Below are 18,211 nucleotides of genomic sequence, written 5' to 3' on the forward strand. Positions count from 1 at the left end.
GGGCTACACCCCGAGCCTGGTCCGGGACGCCCTCATCACCAAGATCCAGACACTGCCCGAGCAGCTGCGGCGGTCGCTGACCTGGGATCAGGGCAGTGAGATGCACCTGCACGGCCAGGTCACCGCGGCCACGGACATGCCGGTCTACTTCTGCGACCCGCACGCCCCCTGGCAACGCGGCACCAACGAAAACACCAACGGGCTGCTGCGCCAGTACTTCCCCAAAGGCACCGACCTCTCGGCCCACACCGCTGAACACCTCGACACCGTCGCGGTCGAACTCAACGACCGGCCCCGGATGACCCTCGACTGGGACACCCCAGCCGAACGCATGACACAGTTGCTCGGCACCACCCACCAGCAGCGGTGTTGCAACGACCGCTAGAAACCGCCCTCTCCGGGGGCGTCCCCAGGTCCAGTCTATCGCCGCAGGCCGACAAGCCTGGCCGTAACAGCGTTTCCGGCTCCGGCTGTCCACATCACCCTTCCGGCCTCCACAGGCGGTTCCCTAAACGCTGGTCGCTGACATACCCTCGGTATGTCCCCTCAGTGTGGAGGTACGTTTGAACGCCCCGAACGCCATCGGCCGGATCGAGATCGTGGCCGCTCCCGAAACTGTGTACGCCCTGGTCAGCGATCCCGGGCAGCTGGCAAGTCTCGCCGAGGAGTACGCCGGGCACCGGTGGGTCGGGGGCGCTGACGGGCCCGTCGTCGGTGCGAAGTTCCGCGGGCGCAACCAGCGCGGCCGGCGGCGGTGGAGCACCCTCTCCACCATCACCGATGCCGAGCCCGGGCGGCGGTTCGGCTTCGAGGTCACCTCGGTTGCCCGGCTGCCCGTTGCGCGCTGGCAGTACGACTTCGAGCCGGTCGGGGATGGCTGTGTCGTCGTCGAGAGCATGTGGGAACGGCGGCCGGCCTGGTTCAGGGTGCCGACGTCGACCGTTACCGGGGTCTGGGACCGGGCTCAGGCGAACACCGCCAACATCGCCGCCACCCTGGCCCGGCTGAAGTGGGCCGCCGAAGCTAGTCGATGAAGCGGGACCAGAACGGTATGTACCGGGGGCCGTCCGGTGGGGCCGTGCTGATTCCGCCCGTCGCGAACTCGCGGTGCAGGTAATCCCGCAGGTCGGAGCCGTAGACGATGATGTCCGTCTGGTACACCGACAGCACTGGGTAACCCACCGCGCCCGGCATGCCGGGCAGGTACCGGTGCCCGCACACCGGCACCAGCTGCGGCACGTCGGCCAGGCGGCGCCGGGCTTCGCGGACCGCGTCCTCCGGGCCGACCGGGCGCGTGCCCCAGTCCGGCAGCCAGAAGCCGTTGTGCTCGACGTCGTACAGCACGCCGTCGACCGGCCATGCCAAACGTTTGCGCAGCTGCTCCGCGTTGCCGCAGCGCCAATCCGGCCAGCGGTCGCCGATCGGGACGCCCGCGGACAGGAACGTCCGGTGGTCCGCGGCGAAGCGGAAACCGAACCGGCGCTCGACGTCGTCGAGCTCGGTTTCGCTCAGCCCGGGACGCACGGGTTCCCGGAGGTTCTCCTGCAGGTGCCGCGCCTCCTCCGGGGTGAGGGCGCCGGCCGGCTGGACGGGTGTCATGGCCCGAAGCCTAAGCGGCGGCTCACCCGCCCGCGCGTCCTTTTTCGCGCCGACCTGGAGACCCACGTCCGGGTGAGTTTGTTCTCTCATCGGGGCGGACCGCGGAACAGAGCGTGAGCGCGTGTAGTTCACTCATGCCGTGACTTCTCCACGACCGCAGAGCCGCGTGCGCGCCCCCGAGCTGCGCGGCGACGTCTGGCTGAACACCGGCGGCCGCCCGCTCACCCTGGCCGAGCTGCGCGGCCGCGTCGTGCTGCTGGACTTCTGGACCAGTGGCTGCATCAACTGCCTCCACGTGCTCGACGAGCTGCGGCCGCTGGAGGCCGAGTTCGCGGACGTGCTGGTCACCATCGGCGTCCATTCGCCGAAGTTCCTGCACGAGGGCGAGCGCGCCTCGATCGAAGCCGCGGTCCGCCGCTACGAGGTGCACCACCCGGTGGTCAACGACCCCAAGATGGAGCTGTGGTCGCAGTACGCGGTCCGCGCGTGGCCGACGCTGGTCGTCGTCGACCCCGAGGGGTACGTCGTGCACGTCGCCGCGGGCGAAGGGCACGAAGAAGCGCTTCGCCGCGTCATCGCGGACCTCGTGACGAAGCACGAAGCGAAGGGGACGCTTCGGCGCGGCGGCAGCCCGTACGTGCCGGTCGAGGAGCAGTCCGGCGAGCTGCGGTTCCCGAGCAAGGCCGTCGCCACCGCCGAGGGGCGCGTCCTGGTCGCAGACACCGGGCACCACGCGATCGTTGAGTTCGCTTCGGACGGCGAGACCGTGATCCGCCGCTTCGGCAGCGGGGCCCGCGGGGGCCAGGACGGTCCGTTCGACATCGCGACCTTCACCGAGCCGTCGGGTATTGCGCTGCTGCCGTACGACATCGCCGAGCGCGCCGGTTACCACGCCGTCGTCGCCGACACGGCCGGGCACCGGCTGCGCGGCCTCGACCTGATCACCGGCGAAGTGACGACGGTCGCCGGCACCGGCGCCCAGTGGCGCAGCGGGCCCGACTCGGGCAAGGCCGCCGAGGTCGACCTCACGAGCCCGTGGGACGTCGCCTGGTGGGGCCCGGCCGGCGGGGTCGTCGTCGCGATGGCGGGCAACCACACGCTGAGCGTGTTCGACCCGGTCGGCGGCATGATTCGCCGCTTCGCCGGGACCACTGTCGAGGGCCTTCGCGACGGCGACGTCAGCGAAGCGTTCTTCGCGCAGACGTCCGGCTTGGCCGTGGACGGCGACAAGCTGTGGCTCGTCGACGCGGAGACGTCGGCGCTGCGCTGGATCGAGCCCGACGGCGAATCGTTCACCGTGCAGACCGCGATCGGCGTCGACCTGTTCTCCTTCGGCCACACCGACGGCCCGGCCGACAAGGCGCTGCTCCAGCACCCGCTGGGCCTGGCCGTGCTGCCCGGCGACAAGATCGCGATCGCCGACACGTACAACGGCGCTGTCCGCCGCTTCGACGTCTTCACCCGCGAGGTGACCACGATCGCGACCGGGCTCGCCGAACCGCAGGGCCTGCTGCTGCACGACGGCGAGCTGCTGGTCGTCGAGTCCGCGGGCAACCGGCTCGCCCAGCTTCCGGCAGCCGAGCCGACACTCGTCACCGGCGACGCGCACGCGGTGCGCCGCCCGCCGACGGTGCTCGCGCCCGGCGAGATCGACTTTTCGGTGGTGTTCACGGCACCGCCCGGCGAAAAGCTGGACGACCGCTTCGGCCCGTCGACGCGGCTCGAGATCAGCGCTTCGCCGCCTTCGCTGCTGGCAGACGGCGGCGGGACCGGCACGGATTTGAGCCGCAAGATCCGCCTGGCCTCGGGCGAGGGCGTGCTGCAGGTCGTCGCGCAGGCCGCGAGCTGCGACGACGGAGGTGAACACCCGGCGTGCCGGATCACCCGGCAGGACTGGGGCGTCCCGGTCCGCATCGAGGACGGCGGGGCCGGCGAATTGAGCCTGGTCATGGCCGGGGAACCCACGACCGGCGGGTAACATGCAGGCCGTGTCTGACGGGCCGAAACTCGAAATCCAAATGCTGCACGACCGGGTACTCGTGCGGCTGTCGCCGGAAGAAGGGGAGCGCCGCAGCAGCGGCGGCATCGTGATCCCCGCAACGGCGCAGGTCGCGCGCCGCCTGGCGTGGGGTGATGTACTGGGCGTGGGCAACAGTGTGCGGAACGTCAAGACCGGCGACCGCGTGCTCTTCAACCCGGAGGACCAGCTCGAGGTCGAGATCCAGGGCGAGGGGCACCTGGTGATGCGCGAACGCGACATCCACGCGGTGGCGACCGAGCTCACCGAGCACGGGACGGGGCTCTACCTGTAGGTCGGGTCCCGCGAAAGGCAGGCGCGTGGCAGACGAAGAGGGACGCGAGGGCGCGAAAGCACGCGAACTCGCCCAAGAGGGGACGCCCGAGCCGACCACCGCGGCCGCCGATCCGGAGCCTGCGGCCGAGGGGGAGGGCCTGGAGAAGCCCGCGGCTGGGGCCACGCCTGCGCCGGAGGCTGCGGCTGTGGCCGGGGATCCCGCGCTGCCCGCCGAGCCTGCGCCGGAGACGCCTGAACCGCCTGCGTCGGCCGCTGAGGTTGCGCCGGAGGCTGCTGAACTGCCTGCGCCGGCTGCCGAGGTGCCCGCCGAGGCAGCGAGCGTGCCGGCCGTTGCTGCCGAAGTGCCGGCCTTGGCCGGGGCGGGTGGTGAGGCCGTCACCGAAGTCGGGCCCGCGTGGCCGCCGGTTGTCGCTGCTCCCGTCTCCGACACTGCCGCCGCCACCGATCTGTTCTCCGATGATCTGCTCGGCGAGCTTCTCGAGAATCCCGCGCCTCCCCCGGCGCCGGAGACGCCTGCGCGGAAGCTGCGTACCGGCCTTGCCCGGGCCATGATGACCGTCGGGCTGGCGCTCGGGCTCTTCGTCATCCTCTACGGCATCGATCTCGCCGTCAGCATCGGCGACGTGCCGCGCGGGGTGACCGTCGCCGGGATCGACGTCGGCGGGCTCAGCCACGCCGAGGCCGAAGCCAAGCTGCGGAAAGAGCTCGAGCCGCGGCTGATCCGGCCCGTCGTCGTCCACGGTGGGGACGTGCAGGCCGAGCTCGTGCCCTCGCAGTCCGGGCTCGGGCTCGACTGGCCGAACACCCTCGGGCTCGCCGGGCACCAGCCACTCAGCCCGATCACGCGGATCATGTCCTTCTTCAGCAGCCGCGAGGTCGGGGTCGCCACACGCACCGACCAGAACCGGATCGCCGACGCCGTGCGCGAGCTGGCCGAGGGCAAGCTGAACCACCCCGCCACCGAAGGCTCGGTCGGGTTCACCCCGATAGACGGCAGCGACGGCGGTGTCTCCGCCTTCCCGATCCTGCCGCGTCAGGGCCAGCAGCTGACCGACCTCGCCGGCGCCGTGCACGTCGTCACCGACCACTGGCTCGACCCCGGCGGGGTGAAGCTGGCCATGGCGATCACGCCCGTGCGGGCGACCGCGGCCGGGGTGCAGGCAGCCTGCCGGCAGATCGTCGTGCCCGCCGTCGCGAAGCCCGTCGTCGTGCACGGCGAAGGCAAGGACGTTCCGCTGAAGCCCGCCACCATCGCGGCTTCGTTCCAGTTCGCCGCGGTCGAAGGCGGGGCCCTCGAGGTCCGCATCGACCAGGGCAAGCTGCAGGCCGCCCTCAAGGACCAGCTCACGAGCACCGAGACCGACGGCAAGGACGCGCAGATCGTCTTCACCGGCGACCAGCCGAGCGTCGAGCCCTCCGAAGAAGCCCGCAAGGTGGACTGGGAGAAGACCTTCCTCCCCCTGATCGACGTGCTGAAGAAGACCGACGGGCGGGACCTCCCCGTCGTCTACCGCGCGTCGGCACCCAGCGTGACCACCGAAGCCGCCAGCGCGCTCGGCATCAAGGAGGTCATCGGCGAGTTCACCACCGCCGGCCTGACCGGCCCGGCCGCGACGAACAACCGGACGCTCGCCGCCCGCGTGTCCGGCACGATCGTCAAGCCCGGCGAGACGTTCAGCCTCGGCGGCCGCTCCGGTCCGCGCACCGCGGACGCCGGCTACGTGCCGGCCCCGGTCGACGAGGACGGCACCGGCCCGCAAGTGGTCGGCGGCGGCGTCTCCCAGCTGGCGTCCACTTTGTACAACGCCGGTTACCTCGCCGGCCTGGCCGACGCCGGCCACCTGGAGCACGACCACTACCTCGACCGCTACCCCGTCGGCCGCGACGCCAAGGCCGTCAACGCCGACGGCAGCCCGGTCGAGCTCAAGCTGACCAACGACGCCGCGACCGGCATCGCCATCCAGGCCAGCGTCTCCGGCGACTCGGTGACCGTCCGGATCTGGGGCACCCGGCACTTCCGCGTCGAGGGCCAGACCGGCGTGCAGCTCCCCGGCGACCCGCCGCCCATCCAGTTCGGCTCCGGTGGGGCGGCCGAGTGCCGGCCGTCGATCGGCACGTCCGGCTTCAGCGTCACCGACACGCGCGTGCTCTACGACCTCGCGAGCGGCACCGAGCTCCGGCGGACATCGCACACGGCGACCTACGGTCCGCGTCCGACCGTTCTCTGTTGAGTTGTCAGCGAAGGACCATGCAACCGGCCTCCTCGAAGTCGCGCAGCCACGCCGGCTCCCGCAGCTGCTTGTTCCACCGCAGATCCAGCTTGTCCAGTTTGGACAGACCGGCGAGCGACGCCGGCAATGTCGTCAACGCGTTCTCTCGCAGGTCCAGCTGACGCAGCTCGCTCAGCAAGCCGATCGACGACGGCAGCGACGTCAACCGGTTGCCCCGCAAGTGCAGCTCCCGCAACGCCCCCAGCGCGCCGATCGACTCGGGCAGCTCCGCCAGCTCGTTGCGGTACAGCCGGAGTTCGCGCAGCGCAGCGAATCCCGAGAGGTCCGACGGCAACGAAGTGAGCCGGTTGTCCGTGCACCCCAGGTACCGCAGCCTCCCCAAGCGGCACCACGCATCCGGGAACTTCGTCAGCCGGTTGTCGCTGACGTACAGGTACTCGGTGAGCCCGGCCAGCTCACCCAGCTCGCCGGGCAACGACTCGAACCGGTTGTGCGCCAGGTCGAGCGTGTGCAACGACGTCAGCGCCGAAATACCCGGCGGCAGCGAAGAAATCCGGTTCACCGCCAGGTTCAGCACGCGCAGCCCGGTCAGCGACCACAGCGATCCGGGCACCTCCGAGATCGAGTTCTTGTACAGGTCGAGGTGCGTGACGCCGGACGGCACCGAGGGCACCGACGTCAGCCCCTGATCGCTCAGATCCAGTGACGTCATGACCCCGCCAAGCGGGTCAGGGGCAGCAACGCCCAGGTCGACGCGTCGTCCGGAGTGGACACCTGGATCCGCAGGCCCGGCGCCTCCGAGACCGCCAGCTCGGTCAGCCGCAGGTGCATCCGGCCCGCCCGCGGGTGCTGGAACTCCCGCAACCGCGGCCGCGGTTCCGCCACCTCGTGCCGCGCCCACAACGCGGCGAACTCGGGACTCAGCGCGGCCAGCCGCCGGATGTCCTCCTCCCACAACGGGTCACCGACGTGCCTGCCGTATTCGGCGCGCATCCGCGCGACCATGTGCGGGACCTCCTCGTCGTAGTTCAACAGCATCCGCCGCGCGTTCGGCTCGGTCACGCAGCACCACAGCAGGTTCTTGTGCAGGCACGGCAGGCTGTGCCACTCCCAGAACAGCTCCTCCTGCGCCGCGTTCGACTCGAGGATGTCGAACCGGCCGTTGATCACCGTGGCGGGCAGCGGATCGAGCGCGCGCAACACCTCGCGCACCGCGTCCGGCACCACCTCGACCGACGACGGCAGCCGCGACGGGGTCAGCTCCGCCAGCCGGTACAGGTGCTCGCGCTCGGGGTGGTCCATCCGCAGCGTGCGCGCGACCGCGTCGAGCACCTGCGCGCTCGCGTTGATCGGCCGCCCCTGCTCCAGCCACGTGTACCAGGTGACGCCGACGCCGGCGAGCAGCGCGACCTCCTCGCGCCGCAACCCGCTCGTGCGACGGCGGACGCCGGGCGGCAGCCCGACCTCCTCCGGGCCGATCCGCGCGCGGCACGCCTTGAGGAACTGGCCGAGTTCCTCCCGGCGGCTGGTGTGGACCTGCGTCGACGTCATGCGGAACATGGTGCCCGAGAGGTACGACAATTTTCGGCGAGCCAGGTGCTGCCAGTACCAGCATCCACAGGCTCTCTCCGCGCAGAAGCCAAGAACCCCAAGGTCGGAGCCATGACTCTGACCACCGAAGCCCAGGCCACCCCGGACCGGGCTGCGCGGCCGGACAGGCGGCCGTGGTTCATGCTGGCCGTCCTGCTGCTCGGCCAGTTCATGGCGCTGCTCGACGTCACCGTCGTGAACGTCGCCATGACCGACATCCGCACCGACCTGCACGCCTCCGGCGCCGCGCTGCAGCTCGTCGTTTCCGGCTACACCGTGGGCTACGCGATGCTCCTGATCACCGGCGCAAGGCTCGGCGAACTGTTCGGACGGCGACGGCTGTTCGTCACCGGCGTCGCCGCCTTCACCGTCTGCTCGCTGCTGTGCGGATTCGCGCCGGACCCGACCACGCTGATCGTCGCGCGGATCGCACAGGGCGCCGGCGCCGCGCTGATGATGCCGCAGGTCATCAGCGTCATCCAGGCGCAGTTCAGCGGCCCCGCGCGGGCCAAGGCACTCAGCGCGTACACCGCCGTCATCTCCGTCGCGTTCGTGGCCGGCCAGGTGCTCGGTGGGGTGCTCGTCGGCGCGGACCTCTTCGGCGCGGGCTGGCGGCCGATCTTCCTGGTGAACGTGCCGATCGGGGTGCTCGTGGCCGCGCTCGCCGTCAAGCTGGTGCCCGGCGGGGCGGTGAAAGCGGGCCGCCGGCTCGACCTCGCCGGTCTCACGATCGCCGTGCCCGCGGTGGTGCTCGTCGTCCTGCCGCTCGTCCTGGGGCACGAAACCGGCTGGCCGGTGTGGACGTTCGGCTCGCTCGCGGCGGGCGTGCTGCTGGCGGTGCTGTTCGTGGTCGTGGAACACCGGGTCCGCGACCCGCTGGTGAACCTCGGCGTCCTGAAGATCCGCGGGGTCGCACCGGGACTGGCCGCGCTGGCCACCGGCGTGGCGTCCTACGGCGGTTTCCTGTTCTGCGTGGCCCTGCACCTGCAGGCGGGCCTCGGCGAGACGGCGCTGGCCGCCGGGCTCACCATGGCGCCCGGCGGCGTGGTCTTCGGCGTCTGCGGGTTCTTCTGGCACAGACTGCCCCAGCGCGTCCACGCGGCACTGACGCCGTGCGGCTACGCGGGGTCCGCGATCGCGTACGCGTTGCTGGGGCTGAGCCTGAAGGACGGCGGCAAGGGCGGCGCGCTGTTCTTCGCCGCGCTCCTGCTGTTCGGCCTCTCCATGGGCCTGGCGTTCGGGTCCCTGATGGCGCACGCTCTCACGCACGTCCCGCTCGAGCGCGCGGCGGACGCCAGCGGCCTCCTGACGACGACGTTGCAGCTCGGCCAGGTCGTCGGCGTGGCGACCTTCGGGAGCCTCTTCCTGACGCTCGCCGCCGACTCGTCCGCACACGCCATCACGGCCACGATGACCTGGGCCGCGGCCCTGCTGCTGGTCGGCGTCGCGTTCGCCGTCGCGCTCGCCCGCGCGTCGGCCAGGAGGTAGCCGCGGAAAAGCCCGGCCGGTTCACCCGAAGGTGGACCGGCCGGGCGGCAAGATCCGAAAGCGTTACCTGGTTACCCCACGGCGGCCGTAGGCGCCGGCGGCGATGCTGACACCGATCGCGGCCAGCACGACCTGGGTGAGGATCTCCAGCCAGTCGATGCCGTTCGTGTCGGCGTAGCCGAGACCGCGCGCGATGGCCGTGCCGATGAAGGCGGCGATGATACCGATCACGATGGTCAGCCAGATCGGGATGCTCTGCTTGCCGGGAGCGACCAGCCGGCCCAGAACGCCGATGATCAGCCCGACGATGATGGCGCTGATGATGCCGGCGACAGTCATCACTTTCTCCTCTCGGTGATCGCGGAGCCGGCCACTCGGTCCCGCGAACTCTCGCAGACGGAATTCCCCCGCTTTTGGGCGCCGAAACGCGGAAGGGCCCCTTCCCGGTCCGGAAAGGGGCCCTTCGGCGGAACGCGTTGATCAGAACGCGGCTTCGTCGACCTCCATGAGCGCGTTGTCGGCGGCCTCCACGATGGCGCGGCGGGCGGTCAGCTCCGGCAGCACCTGCTTCGCGAAGAACGAGGCCACGGCGATCTTGCCCTCGTAGAACGGGACGTCCTTGGCGGACGCGCCCGCGTCGAGCCGGCCGATGGCGACCTCGGCGTGCTTGAGCAGCTGCCAGCCGATGAGCAGGTCGCCGACCGACATCAGCAGGCGGACCGTGTGCTGGCCGACCTTGTTGATGCTCTGCGGGTCCTCCTGCGACGCCGTCAGGTAGCCGATCAGCGAGCCGAGCATGCCCTGGGTGTCCTCGAGGGCCTGCTTGAGCAGCGCGCGCTCGTTCTTGAGCCGGCCGTTGCCCGCCTCCGACTCGATGAACTTGGTGATCTCGCCGGCGACGTAGGCGAGCGACTGGCCCTTGTCGCGGACGATCTTCCGGAAGAAGAAGTCCAGCGACTGGATGGCCGTGGTGCCCTCGTACAGCGAGTCGATCTTGGCGTCGCGGATGTACTGCTCGATCGGGTAGTCCTGCAGGAAGCCGGAGCCGCCCAGCGTCTGCAGCGACTGCACGAGCTGCTCGGTGGCGCGCTCGGAGCCGACGCCCTTGACGATCGGCAGCAGCAGGTCGTTGACGCCGTGCGCGAGCTTCTGGTCGCCCTCGCCGGTCCACAGCTGGTCCTGGAACGACGCCGTGTAGAGGTACACCGCGCGGAGGCCTTCGGCGTACGCCTTCTGGAGCATCAGCGAGCGGCGGACGTCCGGGTGGTGCGTGATGGTGACGCGCGGCGCGGTCTTGTTCAGCATGTTCGGCAGGTCGGCGCCCTGGACGCGCTCCTTGGCGTACTCGAGCGCGTTGAGGTAACCCGTCGACAGCGTCGCGATGGCCTTCGTGCCGACCATCATGCGGGCGTACTCGATGACCTGGAACATCTGCGCGATGCCGTCGTGCACCTCGCCGAGCAGCCAGCCCTTGGCCGGGGTGCCGTGCTGGCCGAAGGTCAGCTCGCACGTCGTCGAGGCCTTGATACCCATCTTGTGCTCGACGCCGGTGACGAAGGCGCCGTTGCGCTCGCCCAGCTCACCGGTCTTGGTGTCGAAGTGGAACTTCGGCACGAGGAACAGCGACAGGCCCTTGGTGCCCGGCTTGGTCTCGATGCCGGGGCCCTCGGGGCGGGCGAGCACCAGGTGCATGATGTTTTCGCTCAGGTCGTGCTCACCCGAGGTGATGAACCGCTTCACCCCGTCGATGTGCCAGGAGCCGTCCTCCTGCTTGGTGGCCTTGGTGCGGCCCGCGCCGACGTCGGAGCCGGCGTCCGGCTCGGTCAGCACCATCGTGGCGCCCCAGGCCCGGTCGATCATGATCTGGGCCCAGTGCTTCTGCTCTTCGGTGCCGTTCTTGTCGACGATCATCGCGAAGTTCGGGCCCGCCATGTACATGAACAGCGGGGCGTTGGCGCCGAGGATCAGCTCGGACGCGGCCCACTGCACCGTGGGGGGCAGGCCGAAGCCGCCGAGGTCGTTGGTCAGGCCGAGGCGCCACCACTCGCCCTCGATGAGCTGCTGGTAGCTCTTCTTGAAGGACTCGGGGATCTTGACGCTGAAGGTCTTCGGGTCGTACACGGGCGGGTTGCGGTCGGCGTCGGCGAAGGACTCGGCGAGCGGGCCGGTGGCGAGCTTGTTCAGTTCGGCGAGCACACCGCGGGCGGTCTCTTCGTCGGATTCGGCGAGCACACCCTTGCCGAGGCGCTCCTGCACGCCGAGTACCTCGAAGAGGTTGAACTCCAGGTCTCGGACGTTGCTCTTGTAGTGGCCCATGTCGTCACTCCAATGTGTTCGGCTCCCCGGCCGGGCACATGTTCGCCTTACTCGCCGGTAACTTCAGGATATTACCTGCGGGTAACCAGGGCAAGCAGATCCGCACTTCCGGGTATTGGAAATCCACCCGAATGTTGCCCTCGGCCTGGGGAAGAGACGTCAGCGATGGCCCGGGATCGCCGTTGTGTCCGCCGTCACCGGGAGGTACCCGTCTTCCGGCCGGGCGATCAGGATCCCGCTGCGGAAGGCGATCGTCACCGCGTGTGTGCGGTCCCGGGCGGACAGCTTGCGCAGGATGCTCTTCACGTGGGTCCGGACGGTTTCGACCGACAGGAACAGCAGCTTCGCGATCGCCGAATTCTCGAGCCCTTCGGCGACCAGCTGGAGCACCTGGTATTCGCGCCTGGACAGCGGCATCGCGCCGCGCGGCGCCGACGGGTTGTCGTGGGCGAGGTCGCCCTTCGGGGTGGTCGCGCGCTTCGGCCGGGCGGTCAGGGCGGCCAGCGCCGGGTCGATGTAACGGCGTTCGCTGTGTGCCCGCCGGATCGCTTCGGCGAGCCGTCGTGAATCGATCGACCGCGGCACGATCGCGTGCGCGCCGGCGGCGATCGCGGCCGCGAGGTACTGCTGCGTGCGATTCGTGTCACGGATCAGGGTGACCAGGATCAGCGCCGGGTCGCCGGAGTTGAGCAGTTTGGTCAGGTGGCAGTTCGGGTCGAGGGCGGAGTCGAGGACGACGACGTCCGGCTTGACCTGCTCGCACAGCTGCAGGGCGGCGTGGTGGCTGGCGGCCTGCCCGGCCCAGTGCAGGCCCTGGCTGCGGTGCACGAGCGCGGCGAGGCCGTCGCGGAAGATCGGCACGGGATCGACGACCGCCACGCCGAGACTGCGCCCCCCGGGTCCGGCGGGCCCCACGGGCCTGCGGGTGGGCTCGATGCCGTGCATCGCGGGCCTCCGTCTCTGCGCTGCCGCTCCCGGAGCGCCGGACGTCTCCGGCGCCGCCCGGTCTCCCTGCTTGGACCGGTCGGAAGTGACTCCTCCTGCTTGGTACGAGTCGCGATTGCGCAGCTCATGACGCCAAATCCCCCTCATGGCCCAATCCGCCGGTCACAGCAAACTTTCCGTAGAAGTCGATCTTGGAGAGCTGGCTCGGCCGGGCGGGAAAGGACCTGATGGGGCAGTCGGCGCTACTGAGGGTGGCCCGCAGCGGTTTCAACGATTTCGACAGTCTTTCGATGCGGCCCGGAGGAGAGCGAACTCGGCCGCCAGCCCGGCCGGGGTCCAGTGCGCGTTGAGCCCGCTCGGGTTCGGCAGCACCCACACGTGGGTGTCACCGATCCGGTGGTCCTGCGGGCCGACGCGCGCCTTCGGGAAGCCGAAGGCGGTCCGGTAGGCGGTGATCCCGACGACGGCCAGCCACCGCGGCCGGTACTCGAGCACCTTCGAGGTGAGGACCTTCCCGCCTTCGCGGAGTTCGTCGCCGGTGAGTTCGTCGGCGCGGGCCGTGGTCCGGGCGACGACGTTCGTGATGCCGAGCTTGAGGTCGAGCAGCTTGTCCTGCTCGCTGGGCGAATAGAGGCGCGGGGTGAAGCCGCCGTTGTGGAGGGCGGGCCAGAAGCGGTTGCCGGGCCGGGCGAAGTGCCGGCCGAGGGCGCCGGAGTAGAGGCCGGGGTTGATGCCGCAGAAGAGGACGTCGAGGTCAGGGGCGATGACGTCGGGGATGGTGGCGTTGTGCGCCGCGGCCAGCTGGTCCTTCGTGGGTCGGGTCACCCCTCCAGTTTCGGGCACGCTCGCGACGGCGCTCGACGACCTGCTGACCTCGGCCGATCTCACTTTCGACGGCTGGGTTTCCGCTGACCGGGCCTGGTTCGCCGCCCGGGCTCGTCGCGTGGGGTAGCCAATTCGGTACTGACCTGCGTAACCTGTGTGATCTCCCGCACAGCGCCGTACCGAGGAGGATTTCGTGCAGCTTCCGATCGTCCTCGGGCTGGTCGCGCTGGTCCTGGCCGTTGCCGCGCTCGTCGTCGTCCTGGAAGACCGGCGGGCCGCCAAGCGGGCCGCGCTGCAGAGGAAAGCCCGGCTAGCGCGTCTGGGCGAGGTGGACCCGCTCGCGCCGGGCCGGCTGCACGTCGACCGTTGAACGCCGGAGCGTGAGCAGCAGCGCCCCGAACACCCAGCCGACGATCGCCCCGGCCGTGTTGTTCATGAGGTCGTCGACGTCGAAGATCCGGTAGACGTGCGGTGCCGTGCCGAAGTTCGCCGTGAGCTGCGCGAATTCGATGAACAGTGACGCCGTGAAGCCGATCAGCGCGGTGCCCGTCAGGCCGCGGCGCCACAGGATCCGCGCGAACACCCCGAGCGGCACGAACAGCAGCACGTTCAGGCACGCCTGCTGGAACGTCTGCGTCGTGAACCAGGGGCCGCCGTGCTTGAGCAGCTCCGTGTGGATGTCGGCGATCCACTGGAACGGGTGCAACTGCACCGTCTGAGCGAGCCGGCGGGTGCTGGGGCCCGGCAGCGGCAGGAAGACGACCGCCAGCGTCATGCAGCCGTAGAGCAGCACCGCCGCCGTCGTCGCGAGGCCGCGCAGCCGCAGGCCGCCGTACCGGGCGAGCTGGGTGATCAGCTGCGGCACCAGCGCCACGGCCCACAGCGCGAGGAAGGCGATGAAGCCGTACTGCAGGGCGGTGAGCTGTGCGTTCGTCATGCCGACGACGTTATGGATCTTGACCCCGGTGCCGCTTCGGTCGAAGAGCCCGCCTTCATCGGCCACTCGGCCGACCGGCGCGCGGCCGATCGGCGGGCCGTGGGTGATCGAGGTCATGCCGTCGTAACCGGATGCGCCTTGCGCCGATACGGGAATGCGCACGACGCTCGGCACGTCGCAGTGTTTTGCAGGCAACTGTGCAGGCAACGAAAGGAACGCTCATGGCACCGGTCCGGGTCGGCATCGTCGGGCTCAGCGCGAACGGCGGCTGGGCCGCCACCGCGCACGTGCCCGCGCTGGCCGCGGTGGACGGCTACGAACTCCGCGCGCTCGCCGGGAGCAGTGCCGAGACGGCACGGGTGGCCGGGGAGAAGTACGGCGTGCCGCTCACCTTCGGCGACGCCGGCGAGCTCGCCCGGCACCCGGAGGTCGACCTCGTCGTGGTCGCCGTGAAGGTGCCGCAGCACCGCGCGCTCATCGAGCCGGCGCTGGCCGCGGGCAAGCAGGTGCTGAGCGAGTGGCCGCTGGGCGTCAGCCTGGCCGAAACCGAGGCACTGGCCGCGGCCGCGCGGGACAAGACGACCGCGGTCGGCCTGCAGGGGCGCTCGGCGCCGGCGTTGCGCTACCTGCGCGACCTCATCAAGGACGGCTACGTCGGCCGCGTGCTTTCGACATCACTCATCGCTTCCGGCGCGAATTGGGGCCCGAGCGTGCGGGCCGGCCGTGACTACCAGCTGCACCCCGCGGGCGGGGCGACCATGCTGACCATCCCGTTCGCACACACCGTCGACACCCTCGCCATGGTCGTCGGCGGCTTCGCCGAGCTCTCGGCGACGATGGCGACGGTCCGGCCGCGGGTGCGCGACGAGGTCACCGGCGAGTCCGTCGAGATGACCGCGCCGGACCAGATCGCCGTCACCGGCGTGCTGACCGGCGGCGCCGTCGCGTCGGTGCACCTGCGTGGCGGGACGTCGCCGGCCACGAACTTCCACTGGGAGATCAACGGCACCGAGGGCACGCTGGTCGTCGAGGCGGCGGACCCGCTGTTCTGGATCGCGAAGCTCACGCTGCGCGGCAGCCGGACCGGCACGCTGGAGAAGCTGACCGTGCCCGCGCGCTACGAACTGCCGCAGCTGGCCGGCCGCAGCGCCGAGCCGTCGTACAACGTGGCGCACGCGTACGCCCGGCACCTCAAGGGCGATCTGCCGGACTTCGCGCACGCCCTCCGGGTGCACCGGGTGCTCGACGCCGTCCAGCGCTCGGCCGACAGCGGGACCCGGACCCGACCGGACGCAGAGTAACTGTTACCGCTGGTTGTAGCCTTTCCGCTACCGCCGTCTTACGCTCAGGTCATGGACGACGTTGTCTACGACCGCGCGGGCCGCGGCGAGCCGCTGGTGCTGATCCACGGCATCGGCCACCGCCGCCAGGCGTGGGCGCCGGTGTTCCCGCTGCTCACCCCGCATCGCGACGTCATCGCCGTGGACCTGCCCGGCTTCGGTGAGTCGCCCGAGCCGGCCGGCGGGTACGGCATCGAGCCCGCGCTGGTGATGTTCAAGGACCTCTTCACCGACCTCGGCCTCGACCGGCCGCACGTCGCCGGCAACTCGCTCGGCGGCCTGCTGTCGCTGGCCCTCGGGCAGGCCGGGCTGGTCCGCAGCGTCACGGCGTTGTCGCCGGCCGGGCTGTGGACCCGGCGCCAGAAGCTCTACGCGATCGCCGCGCTCAAGGCCCACCGCGCCCTCGCCCAGCGCACGCCGCCGCACGTCGTGCGCCGCATCGCCGCCACCGCGTCCGGGCGACGGGCCCTGACCGGGATGATCGTCGGACGGCCCGAGCGGCAGACGCCCGAGGCCGTCGTCGAGGACGCCCACGCGCTCGCCACCGCGCCGGGCTTCGAGCCGACCGCGGCGCAGTCCCGCGGTGACTTCCGCTTCACCGGGCCGGTCACCGATGTGCCGGTGACCGTCGCCTGGGCCGAGCACGACCGGATCCTGGCTCGGCCGCGCGTCGCCGACCTGCGGAAAGTCGCGCCGCACGGGGTGTTCCGGCTGCTGCCGGGGTGTGGGCACGTGCCGATGAACGACGACCCGGAGCTCGTCGCGCGCGTGCTGCTCGAGGGAAGCCGTTAGGTGACATTCGCTTTACGTCCGTCTTTTGACCCTGGTAGATGACTGCTTCGCGAGGCAGAATCCTCCGCCGTGCGCCCGTTCGGGGACCTTGGGCGCGAATCGGAGGAAGAACACTCATGAGGCTTTCCACCCGGCTCGCGGTGTTCGCCGCGGCCGCGCTGGCGACGACGGCGGTGACCACCACTCCCGCGTCCGCGGGCCAGCGCCCGGATCCCACCACCGACGTCCGGATCATCGGGTTCAACGACCTGCACGGCAACCTGGAGCCGCCGTCCGGTTCCAGCGGGCGCGTCATCCAGTCGGACGGGACCACTGTGGACGCCGGCGGGGCCGCTTACCTGGCCACGCACGTGAAGCAGCTGCGCGCGCAGGTGGCCAACTCGTTCGTCGTGTCCGCCGGGGACAACATCGGCGCGTCGCCGCTGACCTCGGCGCTGTTCCACGACGAGCCGACCATCGACTTCCTGAACTCGCTCGGCGTCAGCGCGTCCGTCGTCGGCAACCACGAGTTCGACGAGGGCTACAAGGAGCTGCAGCGCATGCAGTTCGGCGGCTGCCACCCGACGGACGGCTGCCAGTTCCAGAGCACCTTCGGCGGGGCGAAGTTCCCGTTCCTCGGGTCCAATGTGTACTTCACCAACGGCCTGCCCGCGTTGTTGCCGTTCACCGTGAAGTTCGAAGGCGGCGTGCCGATCGGCGTCATCGGCGCCACGCTGAAGGACCTGCCGTCCGTCGTCACGCCGGAGGCCATCAAGGGCCTGAAGTTCGGCGACGAGGTCGAGGCGATCAACCGCACCGCGAACCTGCTCGACTTCTTCGGCGTCAAGGCCCAGGTCGTGCTGATGCACCAGGGTGACGGCACCGAGGTCGAGGGCCCGAACGACTGCAAGCTGCGGCCCGGCCCGGCCGCCGCGATCGCGGCCGCCGTGACGCCGAAGGTCGACGCGTTCTTCACCGGGCACAGCCACCAGCAGTACAACTGCGTGATCAACGACCCGGCCGGCCAGCCGCGGCCGGTCATCCAGGGCTCGTCGTTCGGGCGCCTGCTGTCGGTGGTGGACCTGAAGATCAGCCGCAAGACCCGCGACGTCGTCCGTTCGCAGACCAAGGCGTTCAACGAGATCGTCACCCGCACGGTCACCCCGGACCCGGCCGTGGCCGCGCTGGTCGCCGAGGCGAAGACCAAGTCGGCGCCGATCGCGAACAAGCAGGTCGGCACCATCACCGCCGACCTGCCGGCGGCGGGCAACGCGGCCGGTGAGTCGCCGCTCGGCGACGTCATCGCCGACGCGCAGCTGGCGGGCACGCAGTCGAACAACGCGGTCGTCGCGATCACCAACCCGGGTGGCATCCGCGCGGACCTGACGTACAAGTCGTCCGCGAACGGCGAGGGCGACGGCGTGGTGACCTACGGCGAGGCGTTCACCGTCCAGCCGTTCTCGAACATCATGCAGACGATCACGCTGACCGGCGCGAACCTGAAGAACGTGCTGGAACAGCAGTGGACCGCGACCGGCACCAAGATCCTGCAGATCTCGAGCTCGCTGCACTACTCGTACTCGGCGGGCGCGCCGATCGGCTCGCGCGTATCGGGCATCACGGTGAACGGCACGCCGGTCGACCCGGCGGCGTCGTACCGCGTGTCGGTGAACAACTTCCTCGCCGCCGGCGGGGACGGCTTCACCGAGTTCACCAAGGGCACCAACCTGTCGGGTGGCCCGGTGGACCTCGACGCCCTGATCGCCTACCTGGGCGCCCACCCGAACCTGGCCCCGCCCGCGGCGGACCGGATCACCCGCCTGCCGTAGGTCCGGTTTCTCCAAGCCACCGGGTC

The 18,211-nt window shown here is 70.5% G+C and carries 18 protein-coding genes; 10 read left to right on the forward strand and 8 right to left on the reverse strand.

Annotation, left to right across the window (positions count from 1 at the left end; genetic code table 11):
• Positions 1-385, forward strand: a 385-nt coding sequence (locus ACWED2_RS32550) for an IS30 family transposase (RefSeq protein ID WP_449694335.1), incomplete at its 5' end; no start/stop codon positions are given.
• Positions 386-551: 166 nt separating this feature from the next.
• Entirely contained in the window at positions 552-1,034 is a 483-nt protein-coding gene (locus ACWED2_RS32555; protein ID WP_449694336.1) for an SRPBCC family protein, read from the forward strand.
• On the opposite strand, the gene ACWED2_RS32560 is transcribed toward ACWED2_RS32555, so the two are convergent.
• The gene (locus ACWED2_RS32560; RefSeq protein ID WP_449694337.1) at positions 1,024-1,599 is read right to left on the reverse strand and encodes a hypothetical protein; all 576 of its coding nucleotides are present in this window, start codon (positions 1,597-1,599) and stop codon (positions 1,024-1,026) included. The genes ACWED2_RS32555 and ACWED2_RS32560 overlap by 11 nt on opposite strands.
• A 166-nt stretch (positions 1,600-1,765) precedes the next feature.
• Between ACWED2_RS32560 and ACWED2_RS32565 the strand changes: the two genes are divergently transcribed.
• From ACWED2_RS32565 to ACWED2_RS32575, 3 genes are all read left to right on the forward strand, one after another.
• Positions 1,766-3,577 (forward strand): NHL domain-containing thioredoxin family protein, encoded by a 1,812-nt coding sequence (locus tag ACWED2_RS32565; RefSeq protein WP_449694438.1) that lies wholly within the window; start codon positions 1,766-1,768, stop codon positions 3,575-3,577.
• Between the two features lies 1 nt (position 3,578).
• Positions 3,579-3,911, forward strand: a complete 333-nt coding sequence (locus ACWED2_RS32570) for a GroES family chaperonin (RefSeq protein WP_449660499.1) — start codon at positions 3,579-3,581, stop codon at positions 3,909-3,911.
• A gap of 322 nt (positions 3,912-4,233) precedes the next feature.
• Entirely contained in the window at positions 4,234-6,144 is a 1,911-nt protein-coding gene (locus ACWED2_RS32575) for a VanW family protein (RefSeq protein ID WP_449694338.1), read from the forward strand.
• 4 nt (positions 6,145-6,148) lie between these two features.
• On the opposite strand, the gene ACWED2_RS32580 is transcribed toward ACWED2_RS32575, so the two are convergent.
• Together ACWED2_RS32580 and ACWED2_RS32585 are read right to left on the reverse strand one after the other, a co-directional pair.
• A complete protein-coding gene (locus ACWED2_RS32580; RefSeq protein ID WP_449694339.1) occupies positions 6,149-6,856 on the reverse strand; it encodes a leucine-rich repeat domain-containing protein in 708 nt (235 codons plus the stop codon).
• Entirely contained in the window at positions 6,853-7,695 is an 843-nt protein-coding gene (locus ACWED2_RS32585) for a helix-turn-helix transcriptional regulator (RefSeq protein ID WP_449694340.1), read from the reverse strand. The genes ACWED2_RS32580 and ACWED2_RS32585 overlap by 4 nt, the downstream gene beginning before the upstream one ends.
• 111 nt (positions 7,696-7,806) lie before the next feature.
• On the opposite strand from ACWED2_RS32585, the gene ACWED2_RS32590 reads away from it, so the two are divergent.
• Positions 7,807-9,222 (forward strand): MFS transporter, encoded by a 1,416-nt coding sequence (locus ACWED2_RS32590; RefSeq protein ID WP_449694341.1) that lies wholly within the window; start codon positions 7,807-7,809, stop codon positions 9,220-9,222.
• Positions 9,223-9,285: 63 nt separating this feature from the next.
• Here ACWED2_RS32590 and ACWED2_RS32595 read toward each other — a convergent pair whose 3' ends face one another.
• From ACWED2_RS32595 to mug, 4 genes are all read right to left on the reverse strand, one after another.
• Positions 9,286-9,561, reverse strand: coding sequence for a GlsB/YeaQ/YmgE family stress response membrane protein (locus ACWED2_RS32595; RefSeq protein ID WP_449694342.1), 276 nt, complete (start codon positions 9,559-9,561; stop codon positions 9,286-9,288).
• 141 nt (positions 9,562-9,702) lie between these two features.
• A complete protein-coding gene (locus ACWED2_RS32600) occupies positions 9,703-11,538 on the reverse strand; it encodes an acyl-CoA dehydrogenase (RefSeq protein WP_449694343.1) in 1,836 nt (611 codons plus the stop codon).
• A 159-nt stretch (positions 11,539-11,697) separates the two neighbouring features.
• Positions 11,698-12,483: a response regulator transcription factor gene (locus ACWED2_RS32605; RefSeq protein ID WP_449694344.1), complete on the reverse strand. Its 786-nt coding sequence runs from the start codon at positions 12,481-12,483 to the stop codon at positions 11,698-11,700.
• 267 nt (positions 12,484-12,750) lie between these two features.
• Entirely contained in the window at positions 12,751-13,308 is a 558-nt protein-coding gene (gene mug, locus ACWED2_RS32610) for a G/U mismatch-specific DNA glycosylase (protein WP_449694345.1), read from the reverse strand.
• 193 nt (positions 13,309-13,501) lie between these two features.
• Between mug and ACWED2_RS32615 the strand changes: the two genes are divergently transcribed.
• A complete protein-coding gene (locus tag ACWED2_RS32615) occupies positions 13,502-13,678 on the forward strand; it encodes a hypothetical protein (protein ID WP_003058066.1) in 177 nt (58 codons plus the stop codon).
• Here ACWED2_RS32615 and ACWED2_RS32620 read toward each other — a convergent pair.
• Positions 13,619-14,245, reverse strand: coding sequence for a VanZ family protein (locus tag ACWED2_RS32620; protein WP_449694439.1), 627 nt, complete (start codon positions 14,243-14,245; stop codon positions 13,619-13,621). The two genes, ACWED2_RS32615 and ACWED2_RS32620, sit on opposite strands and share 60 nt — an antisense overlap.
• A 221-nt stretch (positions 14,246-14,466) precedes the next feature.
• Between ACWED2_RS32620 and ACWED2_RS32625 the strand changes: the two genes are divergently transcribed.
• The 3 genes from ACWED2_RS32625 to ACWED2_RS32635 all read left to right on the forward strand — a co-directional run bounded on the left by ACWED2_RS32625 (position 14,467) and on the right by ACWED2_RS32635 (position 18,185).
• Positions 14,467-15,546 (forward strand): Gfo/Idh/MocA family protein, encoded by a 1,080-nt coding sequence (locus ACWED2_RS32625; protein ID WP_449694346.1) that lies wholly within the window; start codon positions 14,467-14,469, stop codon positions 15,544-15,546.
• A 51-nt stretch (positions 15,547-15,597) separates the two neighbouring features.
• Positions 15,598-16,377: an alpha/beta fold hydrolase gene (locus tag ACWED2_RS32630; protein ID WP_449694347.1), complete on the forward strand. Its 780-nt coding sequence runs from the start codon at positions 15,598-15,600 to the stop codon at positions 16,375-16,377.
• A gap of 116 nt (positions 16,378-16,493) precedes the next feature.
• Entirely contained in the window at positions 16,494-18,185 is a 1,692-nt protein-coding gene (locus ACWED2_RS32635) for a bifunctional metallophosphatase/5'-nucleotidase (RefSeq protein ID WP_449694348.1), read from the forward strand.
• Positions 18,186-18,211: the final 26 nt, after the last annotated feature.

It is taken from the genome of Amycolatopsis sp. NPDC005003, from assembly GCF_053600695.1.

What these genes read in the sequence shown, in the direction of transcription:
- ACWED2_RS32560 (WP_449694337.1), bottom strand. Translation starts at nt 1,599, where the DNA reads ATGACACCCGTCCAGCCGGCCGGCGCCCTCACCCCGGAGGAGGCGCGG.
- ACWED2_RS32590 (WP_449694341.1), top strand. Translation starts at nt 7,807, where the DNA reads ATGACTCTGACCACCGAAGCCCAGGCCACCCCGGACCGGGCTGCGCGG.
- ACWED2_RS32585 (WP_449694340.1), bottom strand. Translation starts at nt 7,695, where the DNA reads ATGACGTCGACGCAGGTCCACACCAGCCGCCGGGAGGAACTCGGCCAG.
- ACWED2_RS32605 (WP_449694344.1), bottom strand. Translation starts at nt 12,483, where the DNA reads ATGCACGGCATCGAGCCCACCCGCAGGCCCGTGGGGCCCGCCGGACCC.
- ACWED2_RS32630 (WP_449694347.1), top strand. Translation starts at nt 15,598, where the DNA reads ATGGACGACGTTGTCTACGACCGCGCGGGCCGCGGCGAGCCGCTGGTG.
- ACWED2_RS32570 (WP_449660499.1), top strand. Translation starts at nt 3,579, where the DNA reads ATGCAGGCCGTGTCTGACGGGCCGAAACTCGAAATCCAAATGCTGCAC.
- ACWED2_RS32595 (WP_449694342.1), bottom strand. Translation starts at nt 9,561, where the DNA reads ATGACTGTCGCCGGCATCATCAGCGCCATCATCGTCGGGCTGATCATC.
- ACWED2_RS32625 (WP_449694346.1), top strand. Translation starts at nt 14,467, where the DNA reads ATGGCACCGGTCCGGGTCGGCATCGTCGGGCTCAGCGCGAACGGCGGC.
- ACWED2_RS32600 (WP_449694343.1), bottom strand. Translation starts at nt 11,538, where the DNA reads ATGGGCCACTACAAGAGCAACGTCCGAGACCTGGAGTTCAACCTCTTC.
- ACWED2_RS32580 (WP_449694339.1), bottom strand. Translation starts at nt 6,856, where the DNA reads ATGACGTCACTGGATCTGAGCGATCAGGGGCTGACGTCGGTGCCCTCG.
- ACWED2_RS32635 (WP_449694348.1), top strand. Translation starts at nt 16,494, where the DNA reads ATGAGGCTTTCCACCCGGCTCGCGGTGTTCGCCGCGGCCGCGCTGGCG.
- ACWED2_RS32620 (WP_449694439.1), bottom strand. Translation starts at nt 14,245, where the DNA reads ATGACGAACGCACAGCTCACCGCCCTGCAGTACGGCTTCATCGCCTTC.